Source organism: Candidatus Accumulibacter phosphatis (assembly GCF_012939955.1).
Lineage (GTDB): Bacteria > Pseudomonadota > Gammaproteobacteria > Burkholderiales > Rhodocyclaceae > Accumulibacter > Accumulibacter delftensis.
The window spans coordinates 32,195-56,627 of sequence record NZ_SPMY01000109.1 but is presented as its reverse complement, the minus strand read 5'-3'; the positions used below and the strand labels follow the sequence as shown (position 1 = coordinate 56,627).

The 24,433-nt window shown below is 60.5% G+C and carries 18 protein-coding genes and 4 pseudogenes; 5 read left to right on the top strand and 17 right to left on the bottom strand.

All coding sequences use genetic code 11. The annotated features are described in order from the left end of the window. The 8 genes and pseudogenes from E4Q23_RS21835 to E4Q23_RS21800 all read right to left on the bottom strand — a co-directional run. A partial coding sequence (locus tag E4Q23_RS21835) for a nitric-oxide reductase large subunit (protein ID WP_169068541.1) occupies positions 1-1,645 on the bottom strand: 1,645 nt, incomplete at its 3' end. Between the two features lie 173 nt (positions 1,646-1,818). After that, positions 1,819-2,268 carry an RrF2 family transcriptional regulator gene (locus E4Q23_RS21830; RefSeq protein ID WP_169068540.1) on the bottom strand — a complete coding sequence of 150 codons (450 nt, stop codon included), beginning with the start codon at positions 2,266-2,268 and terminating at the stop codon, positions 1,819-1,821. 161 nt (positions 2,269-2,429) lie between these two features. Further along, positions 2,430-2,762: an AraC family ligand binding domain-containing protein gene (locus tag E4Q23_RS21825; RefSeq protein WP_169068539.1), complete on the bottom strand. Its 333-nt coding sequence runs from the start codon at positions 2,760-2,762 to the stop codon at positions 2,430-2,432. A gap of 20 nt (positions 2,763-2,782) precedes the next feature. Beyond that, positions 2,783-4,528, bottom strand: coding sequence for a cation:proton antiporter (locus E4Q23_RS21820; protein ID WP_169068538.1), 1,746 nt, complete (start codon positions 4,526-4,528; stop codon positions 2,783-2,785). 13 nt (positions 4,529-4,541) lie between these two features. Beyond that, positions 4,542-4,634: pseudogene (locus E4Q23_RS24405) on the bottom strand (type II toxin-antitoxin system mRNA interferase toxin, RelE/StbE family); the annotation flags it as partial. A gap of 64 nt (positions 4,635-4,698) precedes the next feature. Next, the gene (locus E4Q23_RS21810) at positions 4,699-5,283 is read right to left on the bottom strand and encodes a hemerythrin domain-containing protein (protein ID WP_169068537.1); all 585 of its coding nucleotides are present in this window, start codon (positions 5,281-5,283) and stop codon (positions 4,699-4,701) included. Between the two features lie 113 nt (positions 5,284-5,396). Next, positions 5,397-7,502, bottom strand: a complete 2,106-nt coding sequence (ptsP, locus tag E4Q23_RS21805) for a phosphoenolpyruvate--protein phosphotransferase (RefSeq protein ID WP_169068536.1) — start codon at positions 7,500-7,502, stop codon at positions 5,397-5,399. Between the two features lie 35 nt (positions 7,503-7,537). Next, complete coding sequence (locus E4Q23_RS21800) at positions 7,538-8,689, bottom strand: trans-sulfuration enzyme family protein (protein ID WP_169068535.1); 1,152 nt, start codon at positions 8,687-8,689, stop codon at positions 7,538-7,540. Between the two features lie 153 nt (positions 8,690-8,842). On the opposite strand from E4Q23_RS21800, the gene E4Q23_RS21795 reads away from it, so the two are divergent. The 4 genes from E4Q23_RS21795 to E4Q23_RS21780 all read left to right on the top strand — a co-directional run bounded on the left by E4Q23_RS21795 (position 8,843) and on the right by E4Q23_RS21780 (position 11,858). Beyond that, a complete protein-coding gene (locus tag E4Q23_RS21795) occupies positions 8,843-9,262 on the top strand; it encodes a MarR family winged helix-turn-helix transcriptional regulator (RefSeq protein WP_169068534.1) in 420 nt (139 codons plus the stop codon). Positions 9,263-9,324: 62 nt separating this feature from the next. Then, entirely contained in the window at positions 9,325-9,771 is a 447-nt protein-coding gene (locus E4Q23_RS21790; RefSeq protein WP_169068533.1) for a PAS domain-containing protein, read from the top strand. Positions 9,772-9,783: 12 nt separating this feature from the next. Further along, the gene (locus E4Q23_RS21785; RefSeq protein ID WP_291998426.1) at positions 9,784-10,317 is read left to right on the top strand and encodes a hemerythrin domain-containing protein; all 534 of its coding nucleotides are present in this window, start codon (positions 9,784-9,786) and stop codon (positions 10,315-10,317) included. Between the two features lie 386 nt (positions 10,318-10,703). Beyond that, positions 10,704-11,858: a cytochrome P450 gene (locus tag E4Q23_RS21780; RefSeq protein ID WP_374682542.1), complete on the top strand. Its 1,155-nt coding sequence runs from the start codon at positions 10,704-10,706 to the stop codon at positions 11,856-11,858. Positions 11,859-12,636: 778 nt separating this feature from the next. Here E4Q23_RS21780 and E4Q23_RS21775 read toward each other — a convergent pair. The 6 genes and pseudogenes from E4Q23_RS21775 to E4Q23_RS21755 form a co-directional block, all read right to left on the bottom strand. Next, positions 12,637-13,188: a cytochrome b gene (locus E4Q23_RS21775; RefSeq protein ID WP_169068531.1), complete on the bottom strand. Its 552-nt coding sequence runs from the start codon at positions 13,186-13,188 to the stop codon at positions 12,637-12,639. Between the two features lie 841 nt (positions 13,189-14,029). Then, entirely contained in the window at positions 14,030-14,401 is a 372-nt protein-coding gene (locus tag E4Q23_RS21770) for a hypothetical protein (RefSeq protein ID WP_169068530.1), read from the bottom strand. A gap of 602 nt (positions 14,402-15,003) precedes the next feature. Next, positions 15,004-15,453 (bottom strand): MaoC family dehydratase, encoded by a 450-nt coding sequence (locus E4Q23_RS21765; protein WP_169068529.1) that lies wholly within the window; start codon positions 15,451-15,453, stop codon positions 15,004-15,006. Positions 15,454-15,639: 186 nt separating this feature from the next. After that, positions 15,640-15,917 (bottom strand): annotated as a pseudogene (locus E4Q23_RS24400) (GNAT family N-acetyltransferase); the annotation flags it as partial. 70 nt (positions 15,918-15,987) lie between these two features. Next, entirely contained in the window at positions 15,988-17,346 is a 1,359-nt protein-coding gene (locus E4Q23_RS21760) for a GntP family permease (protein WP_169068528.1), read from the bottom strand. Between the two features lie 164 nt (positions 17,347-17,510). Continuing rightward, entirely contained in the window at positions 17,511-18,215 is a 705-nt protein-coding gene (locus tag E4Q23_RS21755) for a glycerate kinase (RefSeq protein ID WP_336511758.1), read from the bottom strand. Between the two features lie 373 nt (positions 18,216-18,588). Between E4Q23_RS21755 and E4Q23_RS21750 the strand changes: the two are divergent. Then, positions 18,589-19,257 (top strand): annotated as a pseudogene (locus tag E4Q23_RS21750) (recombinase family protein). A 134-nt stretch (positions 19,258-19,391) separates the two neighbouring features. On the opposite strand, the pseudogene hsdR reads toward E4Q23_RS21750, so the two are convergent. The 3 genes and pseudogenes from hsdR to E4Q23_RS21735 all read right to left on the bottom strand — a co-directional run. Beyond that, positions 19,392-21,710 (bottom strand): annotated as a pseudogene (gene hsdR / locus E4Q23_RS21745) (EcoAI/FtnUII family type I restriction enzme subunit R); the annotation flags it as partial. Next, positions 21,707-22,972: a restriction endonuclease subunit S gene (locus E4Q23_RS21740; RefSeq protein ID WP_169068525.1), complete on the bottom strand. Its 1,266-nt coding sequence runs from the start codon at positions 22,970-22,972 to the stop codon at positions 21,707-21,709. The gene E4Q23_RS21740 and the pseudogene hsdR, both read right to left, overlap by 4 nt. After that, complete coding sequence (locus E4Q23_RS21735; RefSeq protein WP_046534170.1) at positions 22,972-24,429, bottom strand: N-6 DNA methylase; 1,458 nt, start codon at positions 24,427-24,429, stop codon at positions 22,972-22,974. Before E4Q23_RS21735 ends, E4Q23_RS21740 begins: the two co-directional genes overlap by 1 nt. Between the last annotated feature and the right edge of the window lie 4 nt (positions 24,430-24,433).

Sequence of the window (24,433 nt, the reverse complement as noted above, 5' to 3'; positions counted from 1 at the left end):
CGATGGCGATCACCGAAGTCGGCGTGCCCGTGAAGTACAGATGATGCAGGGTACCGAGAATGCCGCCGAACATGAAGACGATGGTTTCCAGGATGATCGCGCTGGCAGTCGCCGCGCGAATCAGGCCGAGGCGGGTAAACAGCAGCGCGATGACGGCGGTGGCAAAGACTTCGAAGAAGCCTTCGACCCACAGGTGGACCAGCCACCAGCGCCAGTACTCGATCATCGCGTAGTGTGTCTGCTGACCCCAGACCAGCGAGGTGGCATAGAAGCCGCCGATGCACATTGCAGCGAGGAAGACCATGGCGATCAGGCCGCGGCTCTCGGATGGCGTGCGCAAAGCGGGCAGCAGGGCGCGACCAAGCAGGCCGACCCAGATCAGCAGGCCGACGAAAAGCAGGATCTGCCAGACACGGCCCATGCTGGTGTACTCCAGGCCCTGATTGCCGATCCAGAAGCTGTAGTCGTTGCCCAGGTTCTGGAGAGTGCCCAGCCAACCGGTGACCGTAGACCCGGCGACGATCAGCAGCAAGGCGTAGAACAGCACATTGACGCCCAGGCTCTGAAACTTCGGCTCGCTGCCGGAAATCGCCGGCGCGATGTAAAGGCCGGTTGCCAACCAGGCAGTGGCGATCCACAGCACGGCGAACTGGGTATGGATCGTGCGGCTGACGGTGAATGGCAGAATTTCGCCAAGCGGAATGCCGAAGAAGCTCGTGCCTTCGACCGCATAGTGTGCGGTGATGACACCCATGCCGACCTGCGCGAGGATCAGCGCGATGACCACGTAGAAGTATTTCCTGGTGGCCAACATCGACGGCGTCACCTTCATGTTGAACAGCGGGTCAGCCCGTGGCGGCGTCGGGTCGCCTGCTTCGTGACCGGTCGAGTGGAAAAAGATCATCGCCGCGATCGCGCCAAGCATGAGAATCACGCTGGCGATCGACCAGATACCGGTACCCGCGGTCGGTGTGTTGCCGACCAGCGGCTCGTGCGGCCAGTTGCTGGTGTAGCTCAACTGGTTTTCGCCCGGACGGTCGGTCGCTGCCGACCACGCGCTCCAGAAGAAGAAAGCTGCCAGCGCCTGGCGGTCAGCGGCGTCGCGCAGGACATTGGCCGGCATCGCGTACTGCTCGCGCAATGCGTTCAGCTCGGAATCGGTGCCAAAAAGATCGATGTAGTGCTGCGCCACCTTTGCCACTGCCGCGGCGCGATCGGCGCTCAAACTGATCACGCCGCTCGTCGCGTCGTAGGTATTGCGGCGCATCTCGGTCTTCAGGCGCGCGTCGAGTTGCGCCTGCTGGCTGGGCTGCAGATGCGCGAAAGCGGCGCCGAAATCGCGCTGCGCCCAGATCTCGCGCAGCGCGATCGCCTCGCGGTGCAGCCAGTCGGCCGACCAGTCCGGCGCAAGATAGCTGCCGTGTCCCCAGACCGAGCCCAGTTGCTGGCCACCGCCAGCCAGCCAGGCTTCCTGACCGCGTTGCACCTGCCCTTCCGAGAACAGGGCGTCGCCCTGGCTGCTCACCACCTGTTTCGGAATCGGTGGCGCATGCACGAATATTTCGCGGCCCACCCAGCCCAAAGCGGCGAAGGAAAGCAGGCAGATCAGCGCTAGCCAGGTCCAAAGCCTGCGTGTGTTTTGCATGATGAAGCTCCTTTACGATATCGGCGAAAGCCGTTGAACAGAACAAGACCGAGGCAAAAGTCATAAAGAAGCATATTAAATACCTCTTACAAAAGATGCAAGCGCAATACCGCTTATAAATCACCGAGTTCAAAGATGGGCAGGCGGCGCGACAGGCGCCAACTGCAGAAGGACTACCTGGAAGGGAGCGCCAAAGGGTGCAGGACGTGCAGGATCACGCGTTCGCTCTTGCCCAGCAGATCGGCGAGCGTCACGCCATCAAGGACCTTGAGGAAAGCCGCCAGGGCGTTTGAAAGCGCTACCTTCAGCTGGCAATCGGGGTCAAGAATGCAGGCACAATCCTTGCCGAAGCACTCGACCAGATCCATGCCCGATTCCATGTGGCGGACGACATGGCCGACGACGATGGTCGCCGCCGGACGCGCCAATCGCAAGCCACCGCCCTTGCCTCGTACGCCGTCTACAAAGCCGCCACGGATCAAGCGACTGACAACCTTCATCAGGTGGTTGCGCGACACGGCAAAGCGGTCGGAAATTTCCTGGATGGTCACCAGACGGTCCTCGTTGGTCCCGAGGAAGATCAGTGCGCGCAGTGCGTAGTCGGTGTGCTGGGTGATGTGCATGGCAGGTTTTCGGGTCGCCAGTTGGCATCGCCATGGCTGGCGGTCAGGCCCTGCCCCGCGGCGACGGCAAGGGACAGGATGCGCACTCTACCGGAGAGCGCCCGCTGGTGTAAGCCCGGCGGTGCTCGTCGCTTGCCTATTGAGCTTCCGTGCCGCAGCAGCTATTTGCGATGCAACATCAGGGTAATGAGAAGGATGGTCCCCTGTTTGCTATGCAGGGCATGCGGTGCCGCATCGTTCAGATAGATGAGGTTGCCCGGCCGCAGCGTCTGGGTTTTATCGTGACAACTGAAATCCACTTCGCCTCCCAGACATTGCACCGTCATGGCACCGGCAGCGCTGTGCTCCTGCATGTGGGTGCCGGCGCCCAGGACCAGGCGGAAGATCTCGATATGATCATCGCGCACCAGCGTGACTGAAGTGTTGCTACTGAACTCGGCGGCGGCATCTTGGATGTTAACCAGATCGCCGGACTTGGCGTGTGATAGTGCCATGGCAATATTCTCCTATTCGGCTACCGCGCTATTTCCTCGCTATCGGGGTCGGATCTACGTTCAGACGGTTCGCGCACCAGCGCGTAGTCGGTCCCACGCACGCCCTGCAACAGACCCTCGGTGCTTTCGGCTGCGACGCCGAGCATCAGCAGCGCCTCAGCCCCGAGACGAAGACTGCTCTCCACTACCTCGGGAAACACCCGCGTGGCGCCGGCTTCTTCCAGTTTGGCGGTAGCCTCCAGGTCGCGTGCCCGGGCAATGATCGGCAGTTGCGGATACTGGCGGCGCAGGTGTGCCAACGCCGCGATTGCTGTTGGCATGTGATCGACGGTGATTATCGCCAGCGCCGCGTGCTCGACCGGTGCCGCGGCGAGCAGTTCCGGATCGGCCAGGTCGCCATAGTGAACCGGCAGGTGATCGGCCCGGCCCTGGGCAACCCGCACGGGGTCTTTGTCGAACACCAGGATCGGTACGCCACTGGCGCGCAGAATCATGGCCACGGTGTGCCCCACCCGACCGTAGCCGGCAATGATGACCGTCCCGCCCTCCGAGTCCCCCGCCGCGAGGACAGCTGCGCCGGTCGGCCCGGGGCTTGACTTCGTCAGGCGCCGCACCAGGGCATCGCCCGCCCGCACCATCAGCGGCGTGAACATCATACTGATCGATATCACTGCCACCGACACCACGAAGGTACGGTCGTCGATCACGCCCAGTCCACGCGCCGCACCGAACAACACGAATCCGAACTCCCCCGACTGCCCGAGCAGCACGGCCATGCGGATGGCCGATTCGACAGTGAATCGGAACGCCAACGCCAGAGCAAACATTACGGCCAGTTTTATCAACAAGATGACGGCCACTTGCTGAATGAAAACCCAGGGTTCAGCGGCGAGTACCTTCAGTTCGATGGACATGCCGACGGCGACGAAGAAGACGCTCATCAGGATGCCCTTGTACGGCTCGATGTAGGCCTTCACCTGGTAGGCATAGCGTGATCCGGATAACAGCATCCCCATGATGAAGCCGCCCAGTGCCATCGACAGACCAACCTCATTGGTCGCCCAGGCAGCGACGAACACTGCCAGCAGCACGACCAGAATGAAGCCCTCGCGGTTGCGCTGCCGAGACAGTTGTTCGAGGACCCTGGGCACCACGTAGTGGCCGACGCCGAACAGCAGAGTCAGAGTGCCGATCACCAGGCCGATCTGCTTCCAAAGCGGCACCTCGATCGACAGAACCCCGGTCTGGGACAGGATTGGCACAACTGCCAACAGGGGTACGATCGCCAGGTCCTGCATCAACAGCACCGCAAACGACGCCTGACCGTGGGTGCTGGCCAGTTCCCCACGTTCGTTGAGCAACTGGATGACGAAGGCGGTCGACGACAGGGCCATGGTCAGGCCAGCGAGCAGCGCAGTCTCCCAGCGATCCAGGTAGAAAAGCATGTAGCCGGCGATCAACAGGCCCGAGAGCAAGATCTGCAGCGACCCCAGGCCAAACACCTCGCGCCGTAATGCCCACAGCCGCGCGGGACGCATCTCGAGTCCGATCGCGAACAGCAGCAGCACGACGCCCAGCTCGGTGAAATGCCGCACCTCATCGACATGCGTCGTCACCGAGGGGCCGGGAGAATGCGGGCCAACCACGATCCCCGCCACGAGCAATCCGAGCACCGATCCCAGCCCAAGGTGTTTGAACAGCGCTACGCCGACCGCTGCTGCGCTCAGCAGCAGTACCGCGGAGAAAAGAAAACTTTCGAGTTCCATTGAGCCAGACCTTTCACAAACCCGGTTCGCCATGCGAACCGAGACGGACGAGTTGCAGCACGCTGTCGTCCGGTTTTCTGTAGATCAAGACGAGGTCCAGCCTGACGTCGTAAGCGGGAGCTTACCAAGAACCGGGAAGCGAGGGCGATGCTCCGCGATATTGCTCGCCATCACCGCCCTACTTCCGGATTCTCGAAACAGCCACAATCTGCTTCTCTGGCGATCACTCTGCGCAGGTCGGCGAAGCGCTTCTCGGTCAGCGAAACAAAGAGCGGATCTGCCGGCTCACGTGTCGATAAAGCGGCAATCGCATGCCAATCCGCGTCGCCAAGACGCTGTTCAGCCACTGGAAAAACGGCGAGTTCCTCGACCGTCATGTTGTGGCGAAGGCGTTCAGCGTATAGCCGGGCGCTGACCACAGCGGCGTGCCACGAAGTCGTTTCCTCGCGCGCAGCCGACTCGAGGTCGCGCATCAAATCCGTGCCCTGCCCGGCCAGTACACGATGTTGCCTTTCGATCTCGTCAGCGATATCGGCAGACAGCGCATTTTGAGCGAGGAGACTGGCGACGATCCGGTCTTCGACCGGGTGATGACGGACATCTGGAAAGCAGGTCAGGTAAGCGAAGACGTCAACCAGCAGCGTGATCTCGTCGAGTTTCGGATCAGTCATATCCACAGGAAGGCGATCCAGTAGTCCGACCAGTTTCCCCAGGTTTCGATGTTCCGCGAGCAGTTTTGAAATGATCTCGTTCACACAATCCTCCGTTCTTTGTGGGTCGGTATTTTCGGGAAGAAACAGCCTTCGTAAATACTGGCGCAACGATTCCATGGACCCGGCTTCAAGGTACTCAGCGCGAAGCACTTGCTTCAGTCCAGGTTTCCTTCCTGCCGGTCGACCAGGTCGCCAAATTCGGGATGGCGTTCGATGAAGCTGGCGACATACGAACAGCGCGGGACAATCTTCCAGCGCCGTTGCCGCGCCTCCTCCAGCGCTACACGAACCAGATCAGCAGCGATTCCCTGGCCGCGAAGCGCGTCCGGTACGAAGGTGTGCTTCAGAATGACGCGCTCGCCTTCGACACGGTAGCTCAGAAACGCCGAGGCGCTGTCTCCTGCCTGCGCTTCGAAGCGCTGCCGAGCAAGGTTGTGTCTCACCGCAAGCGATCTGCCGACGGGACTTGTTGGGTTGTTGAACTCTGGCGAAGCAACCGGGCGACGTCGGTTCCAGTCGTCCTGCACCTGCGCCCGGATGTCGCGCGTCGAGTGCACCGACAGAACCTGCTCGGCCAGCTTTTCAGCCTGTTGCAGGTCGGTCGAGCGAATGGCGTGCTTGATGTCCAGCAACCGTCCTGGACTGACACTGAAACTTCGAAATCCGAGGCCGATCAAGAGGTTTGTGTAGGTCGGGTCACTGGCAATTTCTCCGCACAAAGAGATCGGTGTTCCTTTGCTCCTGGCCACCGTCGCCAGCTTGGCGAGCACCTGGATGACCGCCGGATGCAAGGGATCATAGGTGGACACCATCTCGCCACGTATCCGGTCCGCAGCCAGCAGAAACTGGACGAGGTCGTTGCTGCCGACACTGAAGAAGTCGACCTCGTCGGCCAGGTGCTCGATGAGGATCGCCGCTGAAGGCGTCTCGATCATCGCCCCGACCGGGATCAGGGGATCGAACGACTGGCCGGCTGCGGCGAGTTCCTCCTTCACATGTTCGATCGTCGCTTTGGCCGCACGCAAGTCGTCGATGCCGTCGATCATCGGCAGAAGAATGGCGACCGGATGCGAGGCACTCAGTCGAAGGATGGCCCGCAGTTGCGTGTGCAGCAGGGTGGGATGCGCGAGCAACAGCCTGATGCCGCGAAAGCCCATGGCCGGATTGGCTTCGCGGGGCAGCGGGAAATAGCTGAGCGGTTTGTCGCTGCCGACATCGAGGACGCGGATCACGGTTTCCGCCGGTTGCAGGTGTTCTGCCGTGTTGCGGTAGAACTGGTACTGCTCGTCTTCCGAAGGGAAATGGTCCTGGACCAGAAAGACGAACTCGGTGCGATACAGTCCGATGCCATCAGCCTTGACGTTCGCCGCCGCCAGCGCGTCGGCGGTCTGCCCGACGTTGGCGCAGAGCTTGATTTCGACGCCATCGCGAGTGACCGTCGGCAGGCCAATCAAGCCCTTCAGGATGCCCTGGTGAACTTGCAGGTTGGCGTCCAGTTGATCGTACTTGTGCAGGATTTCGGCCTGCGGATTGATGAAGGCGCGTCCGGCCAGAGCATCGACGATCACCAGATCGCCGGCACGAATTTTCCCGGTCGCCTCCGGCACCTGTACGAGCGTGGGGATGCCGAGCGAGCGGGCAAGGATGGTGGCGTGCGCGGTGAGGCCACCTTTTTCGACAATCAAGCCACGCACGCCATGGCCTTCCAGGCGAGCAACGACGGAGGCGAGAATTTCGCTGGTGACGATGACGCATCCCTCGTGAACAGCAGGAACATCCGGCAGCCCGTCTTCCGCCAGGTGATCGAGGAGGCGTCTACCGACGTCGTACAGATCGGCGGCACGCTCGCGGAAGTAGGGATCTTCGAGGCGACCGAACAATTCCATCAACTGCTTGATCGCTGCTTCGACCGCAGCCTCCACATTCATCCGATTTTCGAGGCAAAGCGCACGCACCGCATCGCGCAATTGCACGTCGCGCAGGAGGAGGATTTGCGCTTCGAAAATCTCCGCCTCGTCCTTCCCCAAAGTCCGTCGGACGCTCTCCTGAACTTCCAGCAGCTTACCCTCGGCAGCGACCACCGCGGCATCGAAACGCGCGACCTCAGCTTGCACCTCCGCCGCGCTCACCTGCCGAAGCGGAACGGCTGTCTGCGTTCGGGCGCAATCGCACAGCAGAGCGGGTCCACGGGCAAGACCTGAAGACGCCACCTCGCCGACGATCATTAATGGGGCGGACTGCGTGTTGTCAGTGCTGTTCATAAGCGAGATTCCCTCGTCGGAGCCAGGAGCGACGATCATTTCATGGCCAGTGCGTCGGTGAAGTCTGCGAGCAGGTCTGCAACATCCTCGATACCGACAGAGACCCGCAACAAACCGTCGCTGATGCCGGCGCGCTGTCGCTCGGCGGCCGTCATCGTGCGATGTGTACTGCGGCTGGGAACGCAAATCAGGCTCTCCACGCCGCCGAGACTCAAGGCCGGCATGACGATCCGCAGCCGGCTCAGCAAGCGATCCAGCCGTTCCGGCTGACGCAGCTCGAACGACAGCATGCCGCCAAAGCCACGCATTTGGCGTGCCGCGATGGCGTGGTCTGGATGTTCGGACAGGCCGGGATAATTGACTTTGGACACCGCCGGATGCGAGGCAAGAAAACGTGCCAGCGCCTCGGCATTCTCATTGTGCCGTTGCACGCGCAGGGCCAGCGTCTTCAGACCACGTTCCAGCTGAGAACAGGCGTGCGCATCAAGCATGCCGCCGAAGTTGACGGCACTCTCGGTCACACGGCTAACAATTTCAGTGGAGGCAACGACCACGCCCGCGTTCACGTCGCTGTGGCCGTTGAGGTATTTCGTAGCGCTGTGGATGAGCGCATCGATACCCAGCGGAATCGGGTTCTGGTTGATCGGCGTGGCAAAAGTGTTGTCGATGACCGTCAACACGCCGTGGCGTTTGCCAAGCGCAGCCAGTTCGGCCAGATCGATGCAATGCAGCAGCGGATTCGACGGCGATTCGACGTAGATCAGCCGCGTCTCGGGTCGCAATGCAGCGGCGAACTCCGCCACGTTCGCCCCCCAGGAAACCTGCACGCCAAGCCGCGGCAGTTCGCTGCTGATCAGCCGCATGCTGCCGCCGTAGAGGTCGTTCTGGAAAATTGCGTGGTCGCCGGGTTTGAGATGAGCGAGCAGCAAAGTGGAAATGGCCGCCATGCCCGAGCCGAAGACAAGCGCCGCCTCGCCCTTCTCTAGCGCTGCCAGCTTGCGGTTGATGACCTGCTGGTTGGGCGTGTTGAAGTAACGCGGATAGGTGTTCTGCTTGGCCGGATTCGGAAACGCGTAGGCCGTGGAAGTGAAGATGGGGCTGCACGCGCCGCCGGTGGTCTGATCCAGATGCGTGCCGGCGTGAATGCAGAGCGTCGAGAGGCCGTGGGTAGGTGGGTCAGTAGTCATTGGGTTCCGTTGAGTCGCCTTTGCCTGGGGATGCCGCGGGATGACGCCTGCCAGGCGAAGCTCGCGAAACACCGCGGCCAGGCAACTTGCTCTTGCGTCCAGCTAACTATATCATGCCGTGATACAAATCATGGTTAAGCGCCCGCAAGAAGAATGTCCGACGACCATATTTCAAAAGCCGATTTCGAAACGCTTGCCCACTTCCGCTACCAGCTGCGTCGTTATCTGCGCTTCAGCGAAGAGCTGACGCACCGGAACGGAATCACGCCCTTGCAGTACCTGTTGATGCTCCAGATCAAAGGCTTTCCCGGACGGGAATCGGCGAACGTGGGCGAACTCGCTGAACGCCTGCAGGCGAAGCATCATGGGGTCGTGTCGCTGATTTCTCGGTGCGAGGCGGCCGGACTGGTACAACGTAGCGTCAGCAGCAGCGACCGGCGGCAGGTGGATGTGCAACTGACAGAAAAAGGCAACGAATGCGTTGAGCAACTGGCAGGCCTTCATCGCCGCGAGCTTCTGTCCTTGCAGGGAACATTCACGGTGCCCGACCTGACGACGCTCGGCCGCGAATAGCAACCACGGCGCAACGACGGCGAGCGCTTGTCGCATTCGACCAAGTGGAAAGGAGTTCCAGGATGCAGGCAACTGCCGCGTGTGCGGATACAGATTCCGATCTCTATCGGGCGCTAGTGGATCAGGCCCCGGATGTGATCATTTTCGCCGATCGCAATGGCGCCATCCGCGTCTGGAATCATGGCGCTGAAACCGTGTTTGGCCATTCCGCTGCCGAAGTTCTCGGCGAGAGCCTCGACGTGATCATTCCGGAGCGACTCCGAAAAGCGCACTGGGACGGCTTCCACAAAGCCGTTAACAGCGGCCAGACCAAGTACCGGAACCAGGTACTTACGACCCGCTCGGTGCACAAGGATGGGAGCAAGCTCTACGTAGAACTGAGCTTCGGCCTGGTGAGGGACGGCAGCGGCGCGATTGTCGGCTCGCTGGCTGTCGGCCGTGACTGCACCGCCCGCCACCTCAAGGCCGTCGCGCAGTTTTCGGCCAACAGCGCCAGTCAGGCCGAGTGAAGAGGCCTTGAAGTGACGACCAGCATTCCCGGGTTTTCCGCGCCGGCCGCCGCAACCGGTTCGCCGCTGGCCATGCTTTCCGCCTGCCACCACCGGATTGAGGCGCAATGCGCAACCTTGCGGCGTCTGGCTCCGCACCTGCTTGCGCGTGGCGTCGACGACGAGGCGCGTGCAGTAGCGAACAAGCTGATCGCCTTCTTCGATACCGCCACCATGCAGCATCACGCCGGTGAGGAAGACCACCTCTTCCCGGCGCTGATCGAATCGATGGCCGGGTCGGACGCGATCTGCCTGCGCCAGATGATCGACGGACTGACGGCCGATCACCGTGCGCTGGAAGCGTGCTGGCAACACCTGCGCGGCGTCCTCGAAAGGATCGCTGCCGGCGAGTGCGTGCCGCTGCTCGCCGACGAGGTCGAAGTGCTGGCGGCTTGCCATGAGCGCCACATGGAGCGCGAGGAACGAGATCTGTTGCCGATGGCGGCGCGCTTGTTGAGCGACGAGGACCTTGCTCGCCTCGACCACGCGATGCGCGGGCGCCGGTGAATCGACGAGGCATAGGCGCGAGGCTTGGCGCGGGCGCGCGGGCCAGGCTGCCAGCCCTCGGCGGCGGACGATCGCCGGCAGGTCACCGTGATCTTGCCCGTCGTTTCGTCCTGCCGAACTTCCTTGATCACTTGCCCGTCGTACCCCAAAATCCAGACCGGGATGACTGCACCCATTTTGCTGACCTCTCTGTGTCGTCGGAAAACCCAGATAGACACATGATCTCAGGGTTGTCAGTCATCCCGGTCTACCGTCGGCAACCGACGACGAGCCACACTTCCGGTCCATCTTTAAATCACGGGGACCAGAAAAAAACGGACCACAACCTGGACGGGAATGTCCGATTCCAAGACCATCGCGTGTCCTGTAGACAACGGAGGAAGATGATGACCCATGCCAAATCCGCCGACTGGAACCCCAGATCGGAAGACGTGCTCAACGACCAGATTGCCGCTTACGATGCGATGCGCAAGCGTTGCCCGGTCGCCCATAGCGACTATCTATGGTGGTCCCTGTTTCGCCATGAGGATGTAGTGCGCGTGCTGGAAGATCACGAAACCTTCAGCAATGCGGCGTCGAATCACCTGTCGATACCCAACGCGATGGATCCGCCGGAACATACGCCCTACCGGAAAATCATCGAACGCTACTTTACCGTTGAAGACATTAAGGCGTTTGATCCCGAGTGCCGGCAAATCGCCGATACGCTGGTCGCCGATCAACCGCGCGGTGAAACCGTCGAGCTGATGGCCGGTTTCGCGCAGCCCTTCGCCCTGCGCAGTCAGTGCGCTTTCATGGGCTGGCCCGACACCTTGCATGAGCCGCTACGTCAATGGATCGGCAAGAATCACCAGGCCACGCGCGCCGGCAACCGCGCGGCCATGGCGCAGATCGCAGTCGAATTCGATGGCTACATCAAACAACAACTCGTCATCCGCCGCGATGCCGGCGAGCAGGCCCCAGACGACGTAACCAACCGCCTGCTGCAGGAGCACATCAATGGCCGGCCGTTGAGTGACGAGGAGATCGTCAGCATCGTGCGCAACTGGACGGTCGGCGAACTGGGCACGATTGCCGCAAGCGTCGGCATCCTCGTGCACTATCTTGCCGCGCATCCCGCGCTGCAGGCCGAACTTCGCCAGCAACCCGCCAATCTGCCCGATGCCATCGACGAAATCCTGCGTATTCACGCACCGCTGATCGCCAACCGTCGCGTCGCCACCTGTCCGGTCGAGATCGGCGGGCGCAAGCTCGAGGCGGGCGAGCGTCTGACGCTAATCTGGGCCGCCGCCAACCGCGATGAAGCCGTGTTCGGCGACCCCGACGCCTTCGATCCCGAGCGCAACCGCGACAACAACCTGCTGTACGGGGCCGGCGTGCATGTCTGCCCGGGCGCACCGCTGGCGAGGCTCGAGTTGCGCCTGCTCATGGAGTCGCTGCTGGCGAATACACACGAGATCACGCTGGTTTCAGACCAATTACCCGAGCGCGCCAGCTTCCCTGCCTGCGGTTTCTCGTCCTTGCCGGCACGCTTCCGGTAAACGCCCGGTCCGCGCCTTAACGGCGAGCACGGCGCGGCGCCGCGCTACACCGTGACCGCGGGGTAGTCGTTCTCCGCAGGCAGCCCTGCACATACCGCGGTCGGCGGCGGCGGGATGCTTCGTCGTGGCGCCGTACGACTAAATTGGCCAGGCGAGGATCTATTTGGTATATCCCGAAAGGCCGTATTCCATTCGCCTTGCACGGAGAGAGGTTCGATCAAGCTCTTGGTCGATCATCGACACGGGGTCTTCCAATGGTTCCAGATGGGTCGTGACGTGAGCGCGTGGCAAGAAATGATGAATCTCGACCTCGATACGCTCCACCGAGGTGTGACCTTGCTACACCGTCCAGTTCCCCGGTACCAGGGCGCTGTTCGCGATCCAGATTCGTGCCGCCTCCCGTCAGTTCCCTGGAGGACGCACGGATGGCCGGCTCCGTCATCGCCATCGTGGTCCTTTCGACCACGTGCCCCTCGCGCTTCCCTTCCCGTTCTCCGTGGCAGTCTTTGATGTCATCCTCGTCGTCGCTGCGGTGACACTGAACGCAATTATCGAAATCACGGACGCCTCCTCGGCATGCTCGCGGTGAATCTTTGCCAGCGAGAGCTCGTGGTAGCCATAGCAGGTGTAGCCACTGTAGTCGTTGCCGACATGACCTGTAACACAGCGCGCGTTGTGGTCGCGGTCGAGGACAAACGCCTTGTCGACAGCAGCGAAAGATCACCGCTGCAATGGTGATCTTGCCAGAAGCACGATGGGTAATACGCACGGTAGCGGCTCAATCCTGGTTCGGAAGCATCCGCCGTAGCGTGTTATCTCGAAGGACGTAGTGGTGAAACAACGCAGCAGCGGTGTGGAAGCCGATGAGGAAATAACCCACGGTTCCGCCGACCTCATGTATCTCCTTGATCAGCGTTGCCAGGCTTTTGCTCTCGCCGACGAGCGCTGGCAGCTCCAGACCGAAGAACGGGATCGGCTTTCCTGCTGCGCTGAGAAGAAGCCATCCTCCAAGCGGCATACCAATCATCAAGAAGTACAGCGCAAAGTGCATAAGCTTGGCCGATAGCTTCTGCCACTTCGGAGGATCCGGCTCAGTTAGGGGGGCGGGTCCAGCCATGCGCGCCGCCAGCAGGCGCAGCCAGACAAGAACAAAAACAGATAAGCCCAGCATGAAATGCCAAGTTTTCAGTGCCTCACGAGGATCGCTACCCTTCGGGTATAACTCCCGTAGTTCAATACACGCGTACACCGCCACGAAAAGTAACAGCATTAACCAGTGAAGCCCAATAGAAACCGATCCGTAGTGGTATTTGGTATTACGCCAGCTCATTCTTATGCTCCCAAGGAAAGAAAACGTAAACGCTCTGCTCCGCATTGGCATCATGCTAATGCCGCCACCGATCACAGCACTACCGGTGCGTCGCTACGATCGATATGAAAATGTCCAGCGGGTGCCCGTACCTGGAGGAGACTTCCGACAGCTGCATGGTCATGGAAAAAAACCGGACGAACGCCGTGCTGGAAGTTGGCTGGCCTCTGGCGGCGGTAGCCGTTTGACCGAGACGCGATAGCTTTCCGGGCGAGGCGCATCCAACAGCGAATAGCAACGGACGATCTGTTCGGTACCCCCAATCGTCGGCAGATCAAAGGCGGAAGGTCAGGAACCGAAAAGGGCGGCCGCGCTTGCCCATCTTCCGGCATGAGGTAACCAGAGCAAACCGACCGCGCAGCATCTCCAGCGACCCTCCGTTCGGTCCTGAATGTCCGGAACCCTGAGCAGGAGCCAGTGGCCAAGTCGCTCCCCGCTGTCGGCGCAGGCGCTTTGACGGGCAGGTTGAACTCCACTGCGCGGCCGCGCAAGGCCTGATACTCCTGCCAGTGACGCCAGAAGCCGATACCCAGATAGATCGCCACCTGCAGCACGATTCCCGACGCAATCCAGAGGAGCAAATGGAGTGAAGTCATCATTGTCTGTTTTCCACAAACCCGGAGCTTCTGCAACCGATCGCGAGCGACTGACGGTTGAGACCAGCGGACACGTTGGCCAGCATCGTACCGCGCATGGTCACCGGCCCCGCTACCGGATCGATCGCGTGCGTTTGACAACGAGCTTGCTCGACCACGGCATCGCTGGTGGGTGTGGCAGTTGTTACGTGATACTTACTGCCCGGTTAGAAACCACGACCACCACCAGGCCCCATGCCGCCGCCGGGACCCATTCCACCGCCGCCCGGGCCCATGCCGCCACCTCTGGCCGGCGGTTCGGCGGGCAGTGTCACACCACGCGCCTTGGCGCGCTCCTGCATCTGCTCATGATGTTCCTTGCGGAGCTGCTCTCGTTCCTCCGTAGTCTTTGTGGCCCGCATTTTGGCGCGATATGCCATCTGCTCCTCTTGCGTCATGAGTTGGCTGCCATAGACTTGTTCCTGTTTCTGAACTTGAGCATTTTCCTTGGCCGCTTGCGGATCGGCTGCCAATGCGTACCCGGCAGACAGTGACAACGCGCTTACCAACGCAGATAGAAACAACGTTTTCCGTTTCATGATTTACTCCTGTGGTGGGTTGTCTGGAGCGGATGAGCATAGCCACCGCAACCCTGTTCAGTGGTCGTGCCTGATCTTTCAAGACGACAAGTGCGGAGATGGTTCGCTTCCCGCAGACGCGAAACACCCTTCTCGATGGGCATTCACCTCGCCGACCCTTACCACTGTCGCTTACAGTGATTTTAGCAACCGCAGGTGAACAGGGTCTGAACGGAGGTCTCTCCAGAGTAGGCGGCGCATGAGCGTAGGCTTGGGGGTGGAGGGAATCAAGGGGTTTCTGAAGACTAGGTGCATGGGCGGCGCGACCGCTCTCCCCGCGATCGTTTCTGTTTGTTCTCAGCGAACATAGCAGCCGGCACCTTGGTGGTCGGGTTCGCTGAAACGCGAATAGCTCCTTTGGCCGAATTGCCGCTCGACAACAGACTCCTGCGGCCTTTCTGAGCCAGGCGCCGTGTGGTAGCAGATCACTGACCCGCTTGCCCCAGAAGCCGCAGATCGAGTCCGCGACGAAGGATTTCCATGACACATATCATTTTGGCATCCGATGACCAACGACGGGCAAGGTGAATTCCGCGACGACCCTCTGCTGGCATTTGTCACCTTCAGCGCTGCCGTCGCCGCAGTAGGTGGTTGACGATGAAAGTGAGCACCGCCTCGCCACGCTGGTTGATCGCCTGATATTTCATGCGCACGATGCCGCGATCGGGCTTCGAGTTAGAGGGCCGGACGTCGAGCACTTCGACGACACTGTGCAAGGTGTCGCCCGGGCGTACCGGTGCCAGCCAGCGCAGCTCGTCGATACCCGGCGAACCCAGGCTCGATTCGGCCAGCACGCCGCTCTGGATGAACAGGCGGAAGCACACGGCCAGGCTCTGGAAACCACTGGCAATCAGGCCGCCATAGGGCGATTCTGCCGCCGCATTCGCATCGAGATGAAAGGGCTGAGGGTCGTAACGCCAGGCGAAGTCGATGATCTCTGCTTCGGTCAGGGTAATGCCACCGCTCTCGAAGCGCTGGCCGGCGTGCAGGTCATCGAGGTAACGCGTATCCATTGCAACAGCCTCCAAAAAATGTGCGCACGCGCTCAGCCAACGGACCTTGCATTCTGGCCGACGAGCATGCATCGACGAGCCTTGTCGACTACCTCTGCATTGTCGATTCGCCCGCCGCGTGCCAGCCCGATTGTGTGAATTGCCGCAAGCCGCACTCCGCGCGCGACGAAACAGGCTTGCGCCGCGCTAGCCCTTTGCCGTCAGCAGTGCCTTGGTAAGACTGCTCAGCGATCGCCTTTGCCTGCCGCCCCCATCGAAATTTTCCGCTGCCAGCCAGGTCTCGAAAGCCTTGTTCAGGGCGGGCCATTCGTGGTCGACAGCGGCATACCAGGCGGTGTCCCGATTATGCCCCTTGACGACACTGGCCTGGCGAAAGACGCCTTCGAAGGAAGCCCGAGGCGTTGGGCTGCCCGACGCGACGCCTGATTGAGGGCATTGCACTTCCACGCATAACGCCGGAAGCCAAAGTGATTGAATTCTACGTCACCCTTGGAAGACGAAATTTCGAGGGAAGCTCAGTCTCCGCCAATCTCGTTACAGAACCATGATCGACACCAGGTAGACCGCGAGCGCCGCCACCGACCCCTGAACCAGGGTGCCCAAGGTTTGGAGTTTGTAGCCGGTCTTCACGTCCATACCGGAGAACTGGGTCACCACCCAGAAGTAGCTGTCATTGGCATGGGAGACGACCATGGCCCCGGCGCCGATGGCGATCACGACCAAGGCCCGGTGGGTATCACTATCGAGCCCGAGGGTCGCCAGGAGCGGGGCAAGCAGCCCGGCGGTGGTGATGATGGCCACGGTGGACGATCCCTGCGCCGTCTTGATTCCGGCGGCAATGAGGAACGGCAGCCAGATACCGAGATTGGCGTCGCTCAGTGCACCGCCGATCACGTTCGCGATGCCGGAGTTTTGCAGGACCTTTCCGAAGGCCCCGCCGGCGCCGGTGATGATGATGATGGTCGCCGCTCCGACGATGGCCTCTCCGACCCAGCCAGTCATCGAGAGCATTTCCTTGTCGAAGCGCTTGGGCAGGGTCATGGCCAGACCAACACCGATCAACAGGGCCACGACGGGTTGTCCGAGAAAGCCCATCACTTCCGTGAAGGCGCCGGCTTCTCCAAAGGGTTTGCTCGGGAGCTCACCAATGGAGCGGGTGACGATGAGGATGATAGGGAGAAAGATCGGCAGCAGTGAGCGAGTGACGGACGGCCCATCCTCCTGCGCGGATACCACGGGGGCAGCGGCAGATTCGGCATCCGTTTTCTTCCCGGCGTCCGGCGAGATGTAGACCCGGGAGGCCACCAGGATTGCGAACAGCCAGCCTGCAACCAGAGAAACCAGCCCGACCGCCATTCCCCACATGATTACGAGACCGAGATCTGCGCCGAGTATCCCCGCCGCAGCCACCGGCCCCGGGGTCGGTGGGACCATGGTGTGAGTGGCGTAGAGGCCCAGACTCAAGGCGACGGCAGCCGACGCCAGGGTGATCCCGGCCTTGCTCGCCAGCGCCCGCATGAGCGGCGCCAAGAGCACGAATGCCGAGTCACAGAAGACCGGAATGGAGACAACGTAGCCCATGAATCCCATGGCCAGAGGCACCTGCCGCTGCCCGGTGAGCTTGAGGATACTGGTCGCCAGGCGATAGGCCCCGCCGGATTTTTCAAGGAAGGCACCGATGATCGCACCGGCCAAGATGACGATCCCGATATAGCCGATCGTGCCGCCAAATCCCTTATTGACCGAATCCACGACATCCTTCAACGGCATGCCCGAGAGGATGCCGAAGCCAAATGCGGTCAGCAATAACGCCAGGAATGGGTGCATCTTGAGCTTGGTGGTCGCCAGGACGATGAATACGATGGACATGACCAATAGCGCAACGAGCCACATAGGAATCTCCTCAGGTAGGGTTTCGTCGTTTTGGGGAAGATGAGATGCTAGTGTAGTGCTGCATCCTTGAAGGGACTTTCAGCAGGCGTGAAAGCGGTGCGAAACCCTTGTGGTGGCTGGAACTTGTATGTTCGAGACTGCGTGCAACACAACACAACACAACACTACCCTTGGCCTCCACGGGAGGCGCTGAAGAAACAGCGCACCACTTGCTCCGTTGCTGCTTGCAGCAGCGAAGGTCCGCCCTTCATGGCCTGTTCGAGCGTCATTGGGCCGTGACAGAGGCTAAAGACCGCGTCGATGCCGATCTCGTGCAAATCGGTGATGCGTTCACCGATCCCGCCGGCGATGGCCATGCAGGGGATGCCCCGCAGCTTGGCCCGCTGGGCGACCCCGGCCGGGGCCTTACCGAAGGCGGTTTGGAAGTCGATCTGGCCCTCGGCCGTGATGACCAAGTCGGCCCCGGTGAGATGGGCATCGAGTCCTACCAAGTCCAACACCAGGTCCACGCCACGACGCAGCTCAGCGCCCAGGAAGGCATGCAGCCCCGCCCCCAGCCCGCCAGCGGCCCCGGCTCCCGGAAGGTCGCGGACGTCTAGTCCGAGGTCCGAGGCAATGACATCGGCTAAATGGGCCAGGCCCGCGTCGAGTTCCTCCACCTGTGCCGGCGACGCACCCTTCTGCGGGCCATAGACATAGGCCGCGCCACGAGGTCCAAGTAGTGGGTTGTCGACGTCACAGATGGCCTCGCAGCGCAGCTTGGCCAGGCGTGGATCCAGTCCGCTGGGATCAATGCGGTGGATTTGTCCCAGGGCACCGCCGACCGGCGCTACCTGTAGCGACGCAAAATGATGTCGGCCCAGACGCACAATCAAGGGGGCTTTCTGACGCAAATTAGTTGAGACGGATAGCGACTCCAGACGCACATTCGGTGATTCTCAAACCACATTACGTGAGACGGACGCACATTGTTGAGACGCTCAATCGCGTTCGCGGTGCAGATGGTCACAGCGGCGGGCTCACGAAATCTCGGTACCGAACGTCTGGATGAATTTCGCCTTTCTTACGCGGCTCGGGGGGCTCACACCCGCCATTTCACAGTGGGGCTCGCCAAGAAAACGGCCGGTTTTCTGGTGGGCAGCAGGCGGCAGCTTTTTGCTCCGACGGGTCACCAGAAAACCCGTTGCTAAAATCAACACAAGATTGCATCCTATGCTCCTTGTTTCCTGACGGAGCGAAGAAGTGCTGCTAATCGGCTACGCCAGGGTATCGAAGTCCGATGGCTCCCAGACGGTAGCTCCGCAGCGCAATGCACTGCTTGTTGCTGGCGTCGACCCCGAGCGCATCTATGAAGACCTGGCTTCAGGGCGCAATGACGCGCGTCCTGGCTTGATCGCTTGCCTCAAGGCACTTCAAGCCCGGTAACACGCTCGTCCTCTGGAAATTGGATCGCCTGGGCGTGATCTTCGACACCTGGTCAACACCGCCGAAGACTTGCGCGTGCGGGGCATCGGCTTGAAGGTGCTGACCGGCGCCGGGGCGCAGATTGACACCACCACCGCCAATGGACGACTGGCCTTCGGCATCTTTGCGGCCTTCGCCGAATTCGAGCGCGAACTGATCGCCGAGCGCACCCAGGCGGGTCTCGCGGCGTCACGTGCTCGTGGGCGCTTGGGTGGGCGTCCGCGCAAGATGGATCGAGCAATGCTGACCATGGCGATGGCAGCCCTGTCGGATCCAAAGGCCGTTACTGCCGACGTCGCCAAGCGCTTGGGCATCACGACGACCACGCTTTACACCTACGTCAACGGTGATGGTTCACCGAAAGCCGCCGGTACTGCTTTGCTGCGCACCGAAACGGGCGACGAATCACCAGACAACACGGCATCCACTGTCCAGCGGAGCGCATAGTGAACGCCGGTGTCGCCGTTCCGATGGGGGATCGTGGCCTTGCCGATACGACATCCGGAGAGCCCGGTGCTGATGGACTCGATGGCCAAGTTTCTCTCCATGGTCAACAACATCCGAAGAATTAGTTGAGTGAGCTGTATAAGTGTTTTTTGAAAATCAACAAACACGCGCCGCACTTGGTCAGGCTTACCAAGATCGGCGAAAGCATCGGCAAGGGCATTCTTGTATCTGAGCTTGAGCAAGGGCGATAGCTTGTCCTGGTCAAGTTCCTCAACCCCTTGTTTGATGTACTGCGCAAGCACGAAGTCAACAAAGGCCCTCTGTTTGTCGGTGAACTCAGCAACAGTGGCTTCCTTGGCCGCTGCCGCCCGCTCGGCGCGAGAGACAGGCTGCGCAGCGAAGGCGACATAGGCCAGAACATCGAAGAGATCGCTGTTCTCAGCCTCGATGATTTTCTGCATTTCGGTCAAGGGCTCTTTACCAAATCCTTTATCTTCCAAGCCTAGAAGTAGGGCCTTACGGGTATCCGGCGCACTCCAGATGCGGCGCAGCTCGTCCTCATCCTTGAAGAACTCGGGAAGCGAGCCGTAGAGAACTTCCAAAAACTGTGCGGCTGACATCGGGCGACCGTCAGCACTCCAAAAAGTGGTTGCTGTCATGCTCTGGATATTCCTGGCCTTCCCGTCGGCCAGCTTGACCTTGATTTTTCTGGGAGGTGGCGGTGGGGGAGGTCTGGGGGGTTGCGGATCATCACCGCCGCCGCCCCCTCCTGTGCGTTGGGGTGGATCGGGTTCAATGGGTTCGCCGTCCCATTCCGGGTCACTGAAATGGTGGTGAGCTTTCACAAAGTCGTAGATCGTAAAATAGTCCTTGCCGTCATAGAGCCGCGTACCGCGGCCAATGATCTGCTTGAACTCGATCATCGAGTTGACGGGTCGCATGAGGACGATGTTGCGCACGTTGCGCGCGTCCACGCCGGTCGAGAGCTTTTGCGAGGTTGTCAGGATCGTGGGGATTGTCTTCTCGTTATCCTGGAAGTCACGTAGGTACTGGTCGCCCATGGCGCCGTCGTTGGCCGTCACGCGGACGCAATAGAGCGGGTCGCTGCTGGTCTGCTTGCCCTGGTTGATTAGGTCGCGCACAGCCAGGGCATGCACCTGGGTTGCGCAGAAGACGATTGTCTTCTCACGTTGGTCGATCATGTCCATCAATAACTTGACCCGATAGGCTTCGCGTTCCTTGATTTCGATGATCTTGTTGAAGTCCTTTTCCTCGTAACGCTTGCCGGCTTCGATGTCGCCTTCAACCACCTGGTCATCAGGCGTGTAGACGTAGTCGTCCAACGTCGTAGCAATCTGCTTGACCTTGAATGGCGTTAGGAAGCCATCGTTGATACCTTCCTTGAGCGAGTACACAAACACCGGCTCGCCGAAGTAGGCGTAGGTGTCGGCATTCAATGTGCGCTTTGGGGTGGCCGTCAGGCCAAGCTGAACTGCCGGCGCGAAGTAGTTGAGGATGGCGCGCCAGGTGCTTTCATCGTTGTTGCCGCCGCGGTGGCACTCATCAATCACGATGAAGTCAAAGAAGTCGGCGGGGTATTCGCCAAAGTATGGCGCCCCACCAGGGCCGCTCATGAAAGTCTGGAAGATTGTAAAGAAGATGCTGCCGTTCTTTGGCACCCTGCCTTTCTTGCGGATATCGGCCGGGTCGATGCGCACGAGGGCATCGTCGGGGAAGGCCGAAAAAGCGTTATAGGCCTGGTCAGCCAGAATGTTGCGATCGGCCAGAAACAAAATACGAGGACGCCTGGTCGGCTCTGCGCCGCTCTTCCAGTCGGGCAGGTTCCAACGGCTTTGGAAAAGTTTCCAAGCGAGCTGGAAGGCGATGAATGTCTTGCCAGTGCCGGTGGCCAGCGTGAGGAGGATGCGGTCGCTTCCGGCCTGAATGGCTTCGAGCACACGATCAATCGCGATGTCCTGGTAGTAGCGACCCTGCCAAGTGCCGGCCTTGTCCTGGAACGGCACGGCGGAAAAACGGTCGCGCCAAGCGTTCGCTTCGTCAAAGGTCAGGTTCCACAGTTCTTCGGGGCTTGGGTAGCTGGCCACGTCGCCTTCGGCGCTGGTAACCATATCGATGCCGTAGATCGCTTGACCGTTGGTGGCGTAGGTGTAGCGCACCGCCAGCTTCGCGGCGTAGCTCTTGGCCTGGCTGACGCCTTCGGTGAGGGGTTTGTCCCAGGCCTTGGCCTCGATGACGGCCAGCTTGGTGTTGCGGTAAACGAGAACGTAGTCGGCAATCTCGGCCTTGGCCCGTGCGCCCATGCCGCCGCTGCCCTGCAGCCGGCCTAGCGTGATGCCGTGCTCGCGCAGAACCCGGCTGCCTTCGACCACGCCCCAGCCGGCGGCTTTCAGGGCGGGGTCGATGTGCTCGGCGCGGGTTTCGGCTTCGTTCATGCGACAGCCTCAAGCTGCTTGTCGGTGGACTTGGCGATCAGGGAGCCGGTGAAGGCTTGATGCAGAAGGGACTTTTTGAGCTCGCCCAGGGCCGTGACCTTCTGTTGGTGAATCTCCCCCAAACGCTCGGAATGCTGCTGCAAATCGTCCAACGTACTGGCGATGGTCTCCTGCGCTTTTGGGGGCGGCAGCATGAACAAAAAGCTCTCGATCTGCTTTCCGCTGATGTGAGGTACGCCGAGACCGGTCTGCACACCAAGCAGATGCCCACTGAAGGACCTGCTGCCTGTGAGGTGGTATAGGAACTTCACGCTCATACGCTGCTTGGGGCGAAGCCGTGCCGTTCGCTGCAGTTGCAGACATGGCAGGTCATCCACGAAGATCCGAGCGCGCTTTAAACCTGCCTTGACCCAGGGGCGATCCATTGCCAGAACAACGTCGCCTTCCCGGAGAGCGAAGCGCATGTAGGGATCAACGTCATTGGCTGGCCAGGCTTTCGCGTCATCCCAACGAAGGTAGCCCTGCATGATGTTGTCGCCCCGCAGCAGCCGTATGCCGTCGGCATCATTGGTGTATCCCTTGCTGGAAAAGGCGTATCCGGCAAGCAGGTCAATCTCATCGCCTAGGGTCGTTTCGACGTAGCCGCTGTCGCGCTGCGACAACGCCGCATCGAGAGCGCTCTCGAACAACTCTCGCGCGTTTTGCAGGTTCTTCTCGGCGTTGGCCTTGGCGGTGGCGATGCCCTCGAAGGCTTCGTCGAGGATGGCAACAATGTGGCGCTGCTCGATCAACGAGGGATACGCGATCTTGATGGCCTTGTACGCATCACCGTTGAGGTTGCGGATGCCGGTCGAATGACTCTGCATCACTTCCGTGCGGCCCGATACGTACACCCAGTGCAGGTACTTGTGCAGGAATCTCGCATCTAGCGCGCTTGGGTCCGCGACTCGGATGGCTGCAGTGAAGTTGCTGAACGAAAAGTCCCCTTCGGTCTTGTCGAAGAACACAACCCGTCCAACGGGCTGCTTCGGCCCGCCCCCTGACTTCTCAAGAATCAAGTCGCCGAACTGCAGCCGCCGCTTCTGGAACTTCTTGGCTTCTACGTCGAGGTATGCAATATCGGAGTCGTCTAGGTCGCCCTCCTTGGTGAAGTTCGTATTCCTGATTACACCGACATGGACAAAAGGGGGCTCTTTGCCTTTCCACAGGCCGTTGATGAACTGCGTCACATCGCCAAGTGGCTTGGTTTTCCAGCCCAGCATCACGCCACCAACCCCCGGATAGTCGCCAACACTTCGGCGCTTTCAGCATCGAGCGCTGCGATCTCATCGAGGATATCCTGAGGCGTGCGCAACGGGACCTCGTCGCCACCGTTCGGGTTCTTGACCGAGAGGTCAAAGGTCGCCTGGTCGATGGCCGCCACGTCCACCGACCAGCTCTTCAGTGAGTCGGCGAGGGTCTTTTGCATGGTGATGAATTCAGCCAGGTCGGCGTCGTTCAGCGCGTTGGTCTTGCCCATGTTTCGACCTGGCTTCAGTTGGTAGAACCAGACCTTGCGCGTGGGAGCTCCCTTCTCGAAGAACAGCACCACGGTCTTGACGACGGCGCCTTGAAAGGTGCCGCCTGGCATGTCAAGCACCGTGTGCAGATTGCAGCTTTCCAGAAGCAGTTTTCGGATGCTGGTGCTGGCGTTGTCGGTGTTGCTCAGGAAGGTGTTCTTAATGACGATGGCAGCCCGACCGCCGGCCTTCAGTGACTTGATGAAGTGCTGCAAAAACAGAAAGGCTGTCTCGCCAGTCTTGACGGGGAAGTTCTGCTGAACCTCTTTGCGTTCCTTGCCGCCGAAAGGCGGGTTGGCCAGGATCACGTCGTAGCGGTCACGCTCCTGAATGTCGCTGATGTTGTCGGCCAGCGTGTTAGCGTGGATGATGTTTGGCGCCTCGATGCCGTGCAAGATCATGTTCATGATCGCGATGACGTAGGCCAAGCTCTTCTTTTCCTTGCCGTAGAACGTGCGCGTCTGCAGCGTCTTCACGTCAGCAGTGGTCAAGCCAGGCTGCCCGGTCAGATAGTCGAAGGCCTCGCACAGGAAACCGGCCGAACCACAGGCGCCGTCGTAGATGCGCTCGCCGATCTTCGGGTCGACGACTTTGACCATGGCGCGGATCAGCGGGCGCGGCGTGTAGTACTCACCGCCGTTGCGCCCAGCATTGCCCATGTTCTTGATCTTCGCTTCGTACAGGTGCGACAGCTCATGCTTTTCGGTCTGTGACCCGAAGCGCAGCTCATCAACGAGGTCGATCACGTCGCGCAGGTTGTAGCCGCTCTGAATCTTGTTCTTGATTTCCCCGAAGACTTCACCGATTTTGTATTCGATGGTGTTGGGACCGCTCGCCCGTTGCTTGAAGCCGGCCAGGTAGGGGAACAGTGTTCCGTTTACGAAGTCGCGCAGGTCGTCGCCCGTCATCGCGGCGTTGTGGTCAAGCCTGCCAGCCTCGGTCTTGGGCGAAGCCCATGCTTCCCAACGGTAAGGCGCGGCGATGATGAAGCTGTAGCGTTTTCCTTCAAGTTCAGCCTCAGACGACTTGTCGACTTCGAGGGCGTCGAGGTACTTCAGAAACAGGAGCCATGATGACTGCTCGGTGTAGTCCAGCTCACTGTTACAGCCAGCGTCCTTGTGCAGGATGTCGTCGATATTCTTGAAGGTTTGTTCGAACACGGCT

What these genes read in the sequence shown, in the direction of transcription:
- E4Q23_RS21830 (WP_169068540.1), bottom strand. Translation starts at nt 2,268, where the DNA reads ATGCACATCACCCAGCACACCGACTACGCACTGCGCGCACTGATCTTC.
- E4Q23_RS21825 (WP_169068539.1), bottom strand. Translation starts at nt 2,762, where the DNA reads ATGGCACTATCACACGCCAAGTCCGGCGATCTGGTTAACATCCAAGAT.
- E4Q23_RS21820 (WP_169068538.1), bottom strand. Translation starts at nt 4,528, where the DNA reads ATGGAACTCGAAAGTTTTCTTTTCTCCGCGGTACTGCTGCTGAGCGCA.
- ptsP (WP_169068536.1), bottom strand. Translation starts at nt 7,502, where the DNA reads ATGAACAGCACTGACAACACGCAGTCCGCCCCATTAATGATCGTCGGC.
- E4Q23_RS21800 (WP_169068535.1), bottom strand. Translation starts at nt 8,689, where the DNA reads ATGACTACTGACCCACCTACCCACGGCCTCTCGACGCTCTGCATTCAC.
- E4Q23_RS21795 (WP_169068534.1), top strand. Translation starts at nt 8,843, where the DNA reads ATGTCCGACGACCATATTTCAAAAGCCGATTTCGAAACGCTTGCCCAC.
- E4Q23_RS21790 (WP_169068533.1), top strand. Translation starts at nt 9,325, where the DNA reads ATGCAGGCAACTGCCGCGTGTGCGGATACAGATTCCGATCTCTATCGG.
- E4Q23_RS21780 (WP_374682542.1), top strand. Translation starts at nt 10,704, where the DNA reads ATGACCCATGCCAAATCCGCCGACTGGAACCCCAGATCGGAAGACGTG.
- E4Q23_RS21775 (WP_169068531.1), bottom strand. Translation starts at nt 13,188, where the DNA reads ATGAGCTGGCGTAATACCAAATACCACTACGGATCGGTTTCTATTGGG.
- E4Q23_RS21770 (WP_169068530.1), bottom strand. Translation starts at nt 14,401, where the DNA reads ATGAAACGGAAAACGTTGTTTCTATCTGCGTTGGTAAGCGCGTTGTCA.
- E4Q23_RS21765 (WP_169068529.1), bottom strand. Translation starts at nt 15,453, where the DNA reads ATGGATACGCGTTACCTCGATGACCTGCACGCCGGCCAGCGCTTCGAG.
- E4Q23_RS21760 (WP_169068528.1), bottom strand. Translation starts at nt 17,346, where the DNA reads ATGTGGCTCGTTGCGCTATTGGTCATGTCCATCGTATTCATCGTCCTG.
- E4Q23_RS21740 (WP_169068525.1), bottom strand. Translation starts at nt 22,972, where the DNA reads ATGCTGGGCTGGAAAACCAAGCCACTTGGCGATGTGACGCAGTTCATC.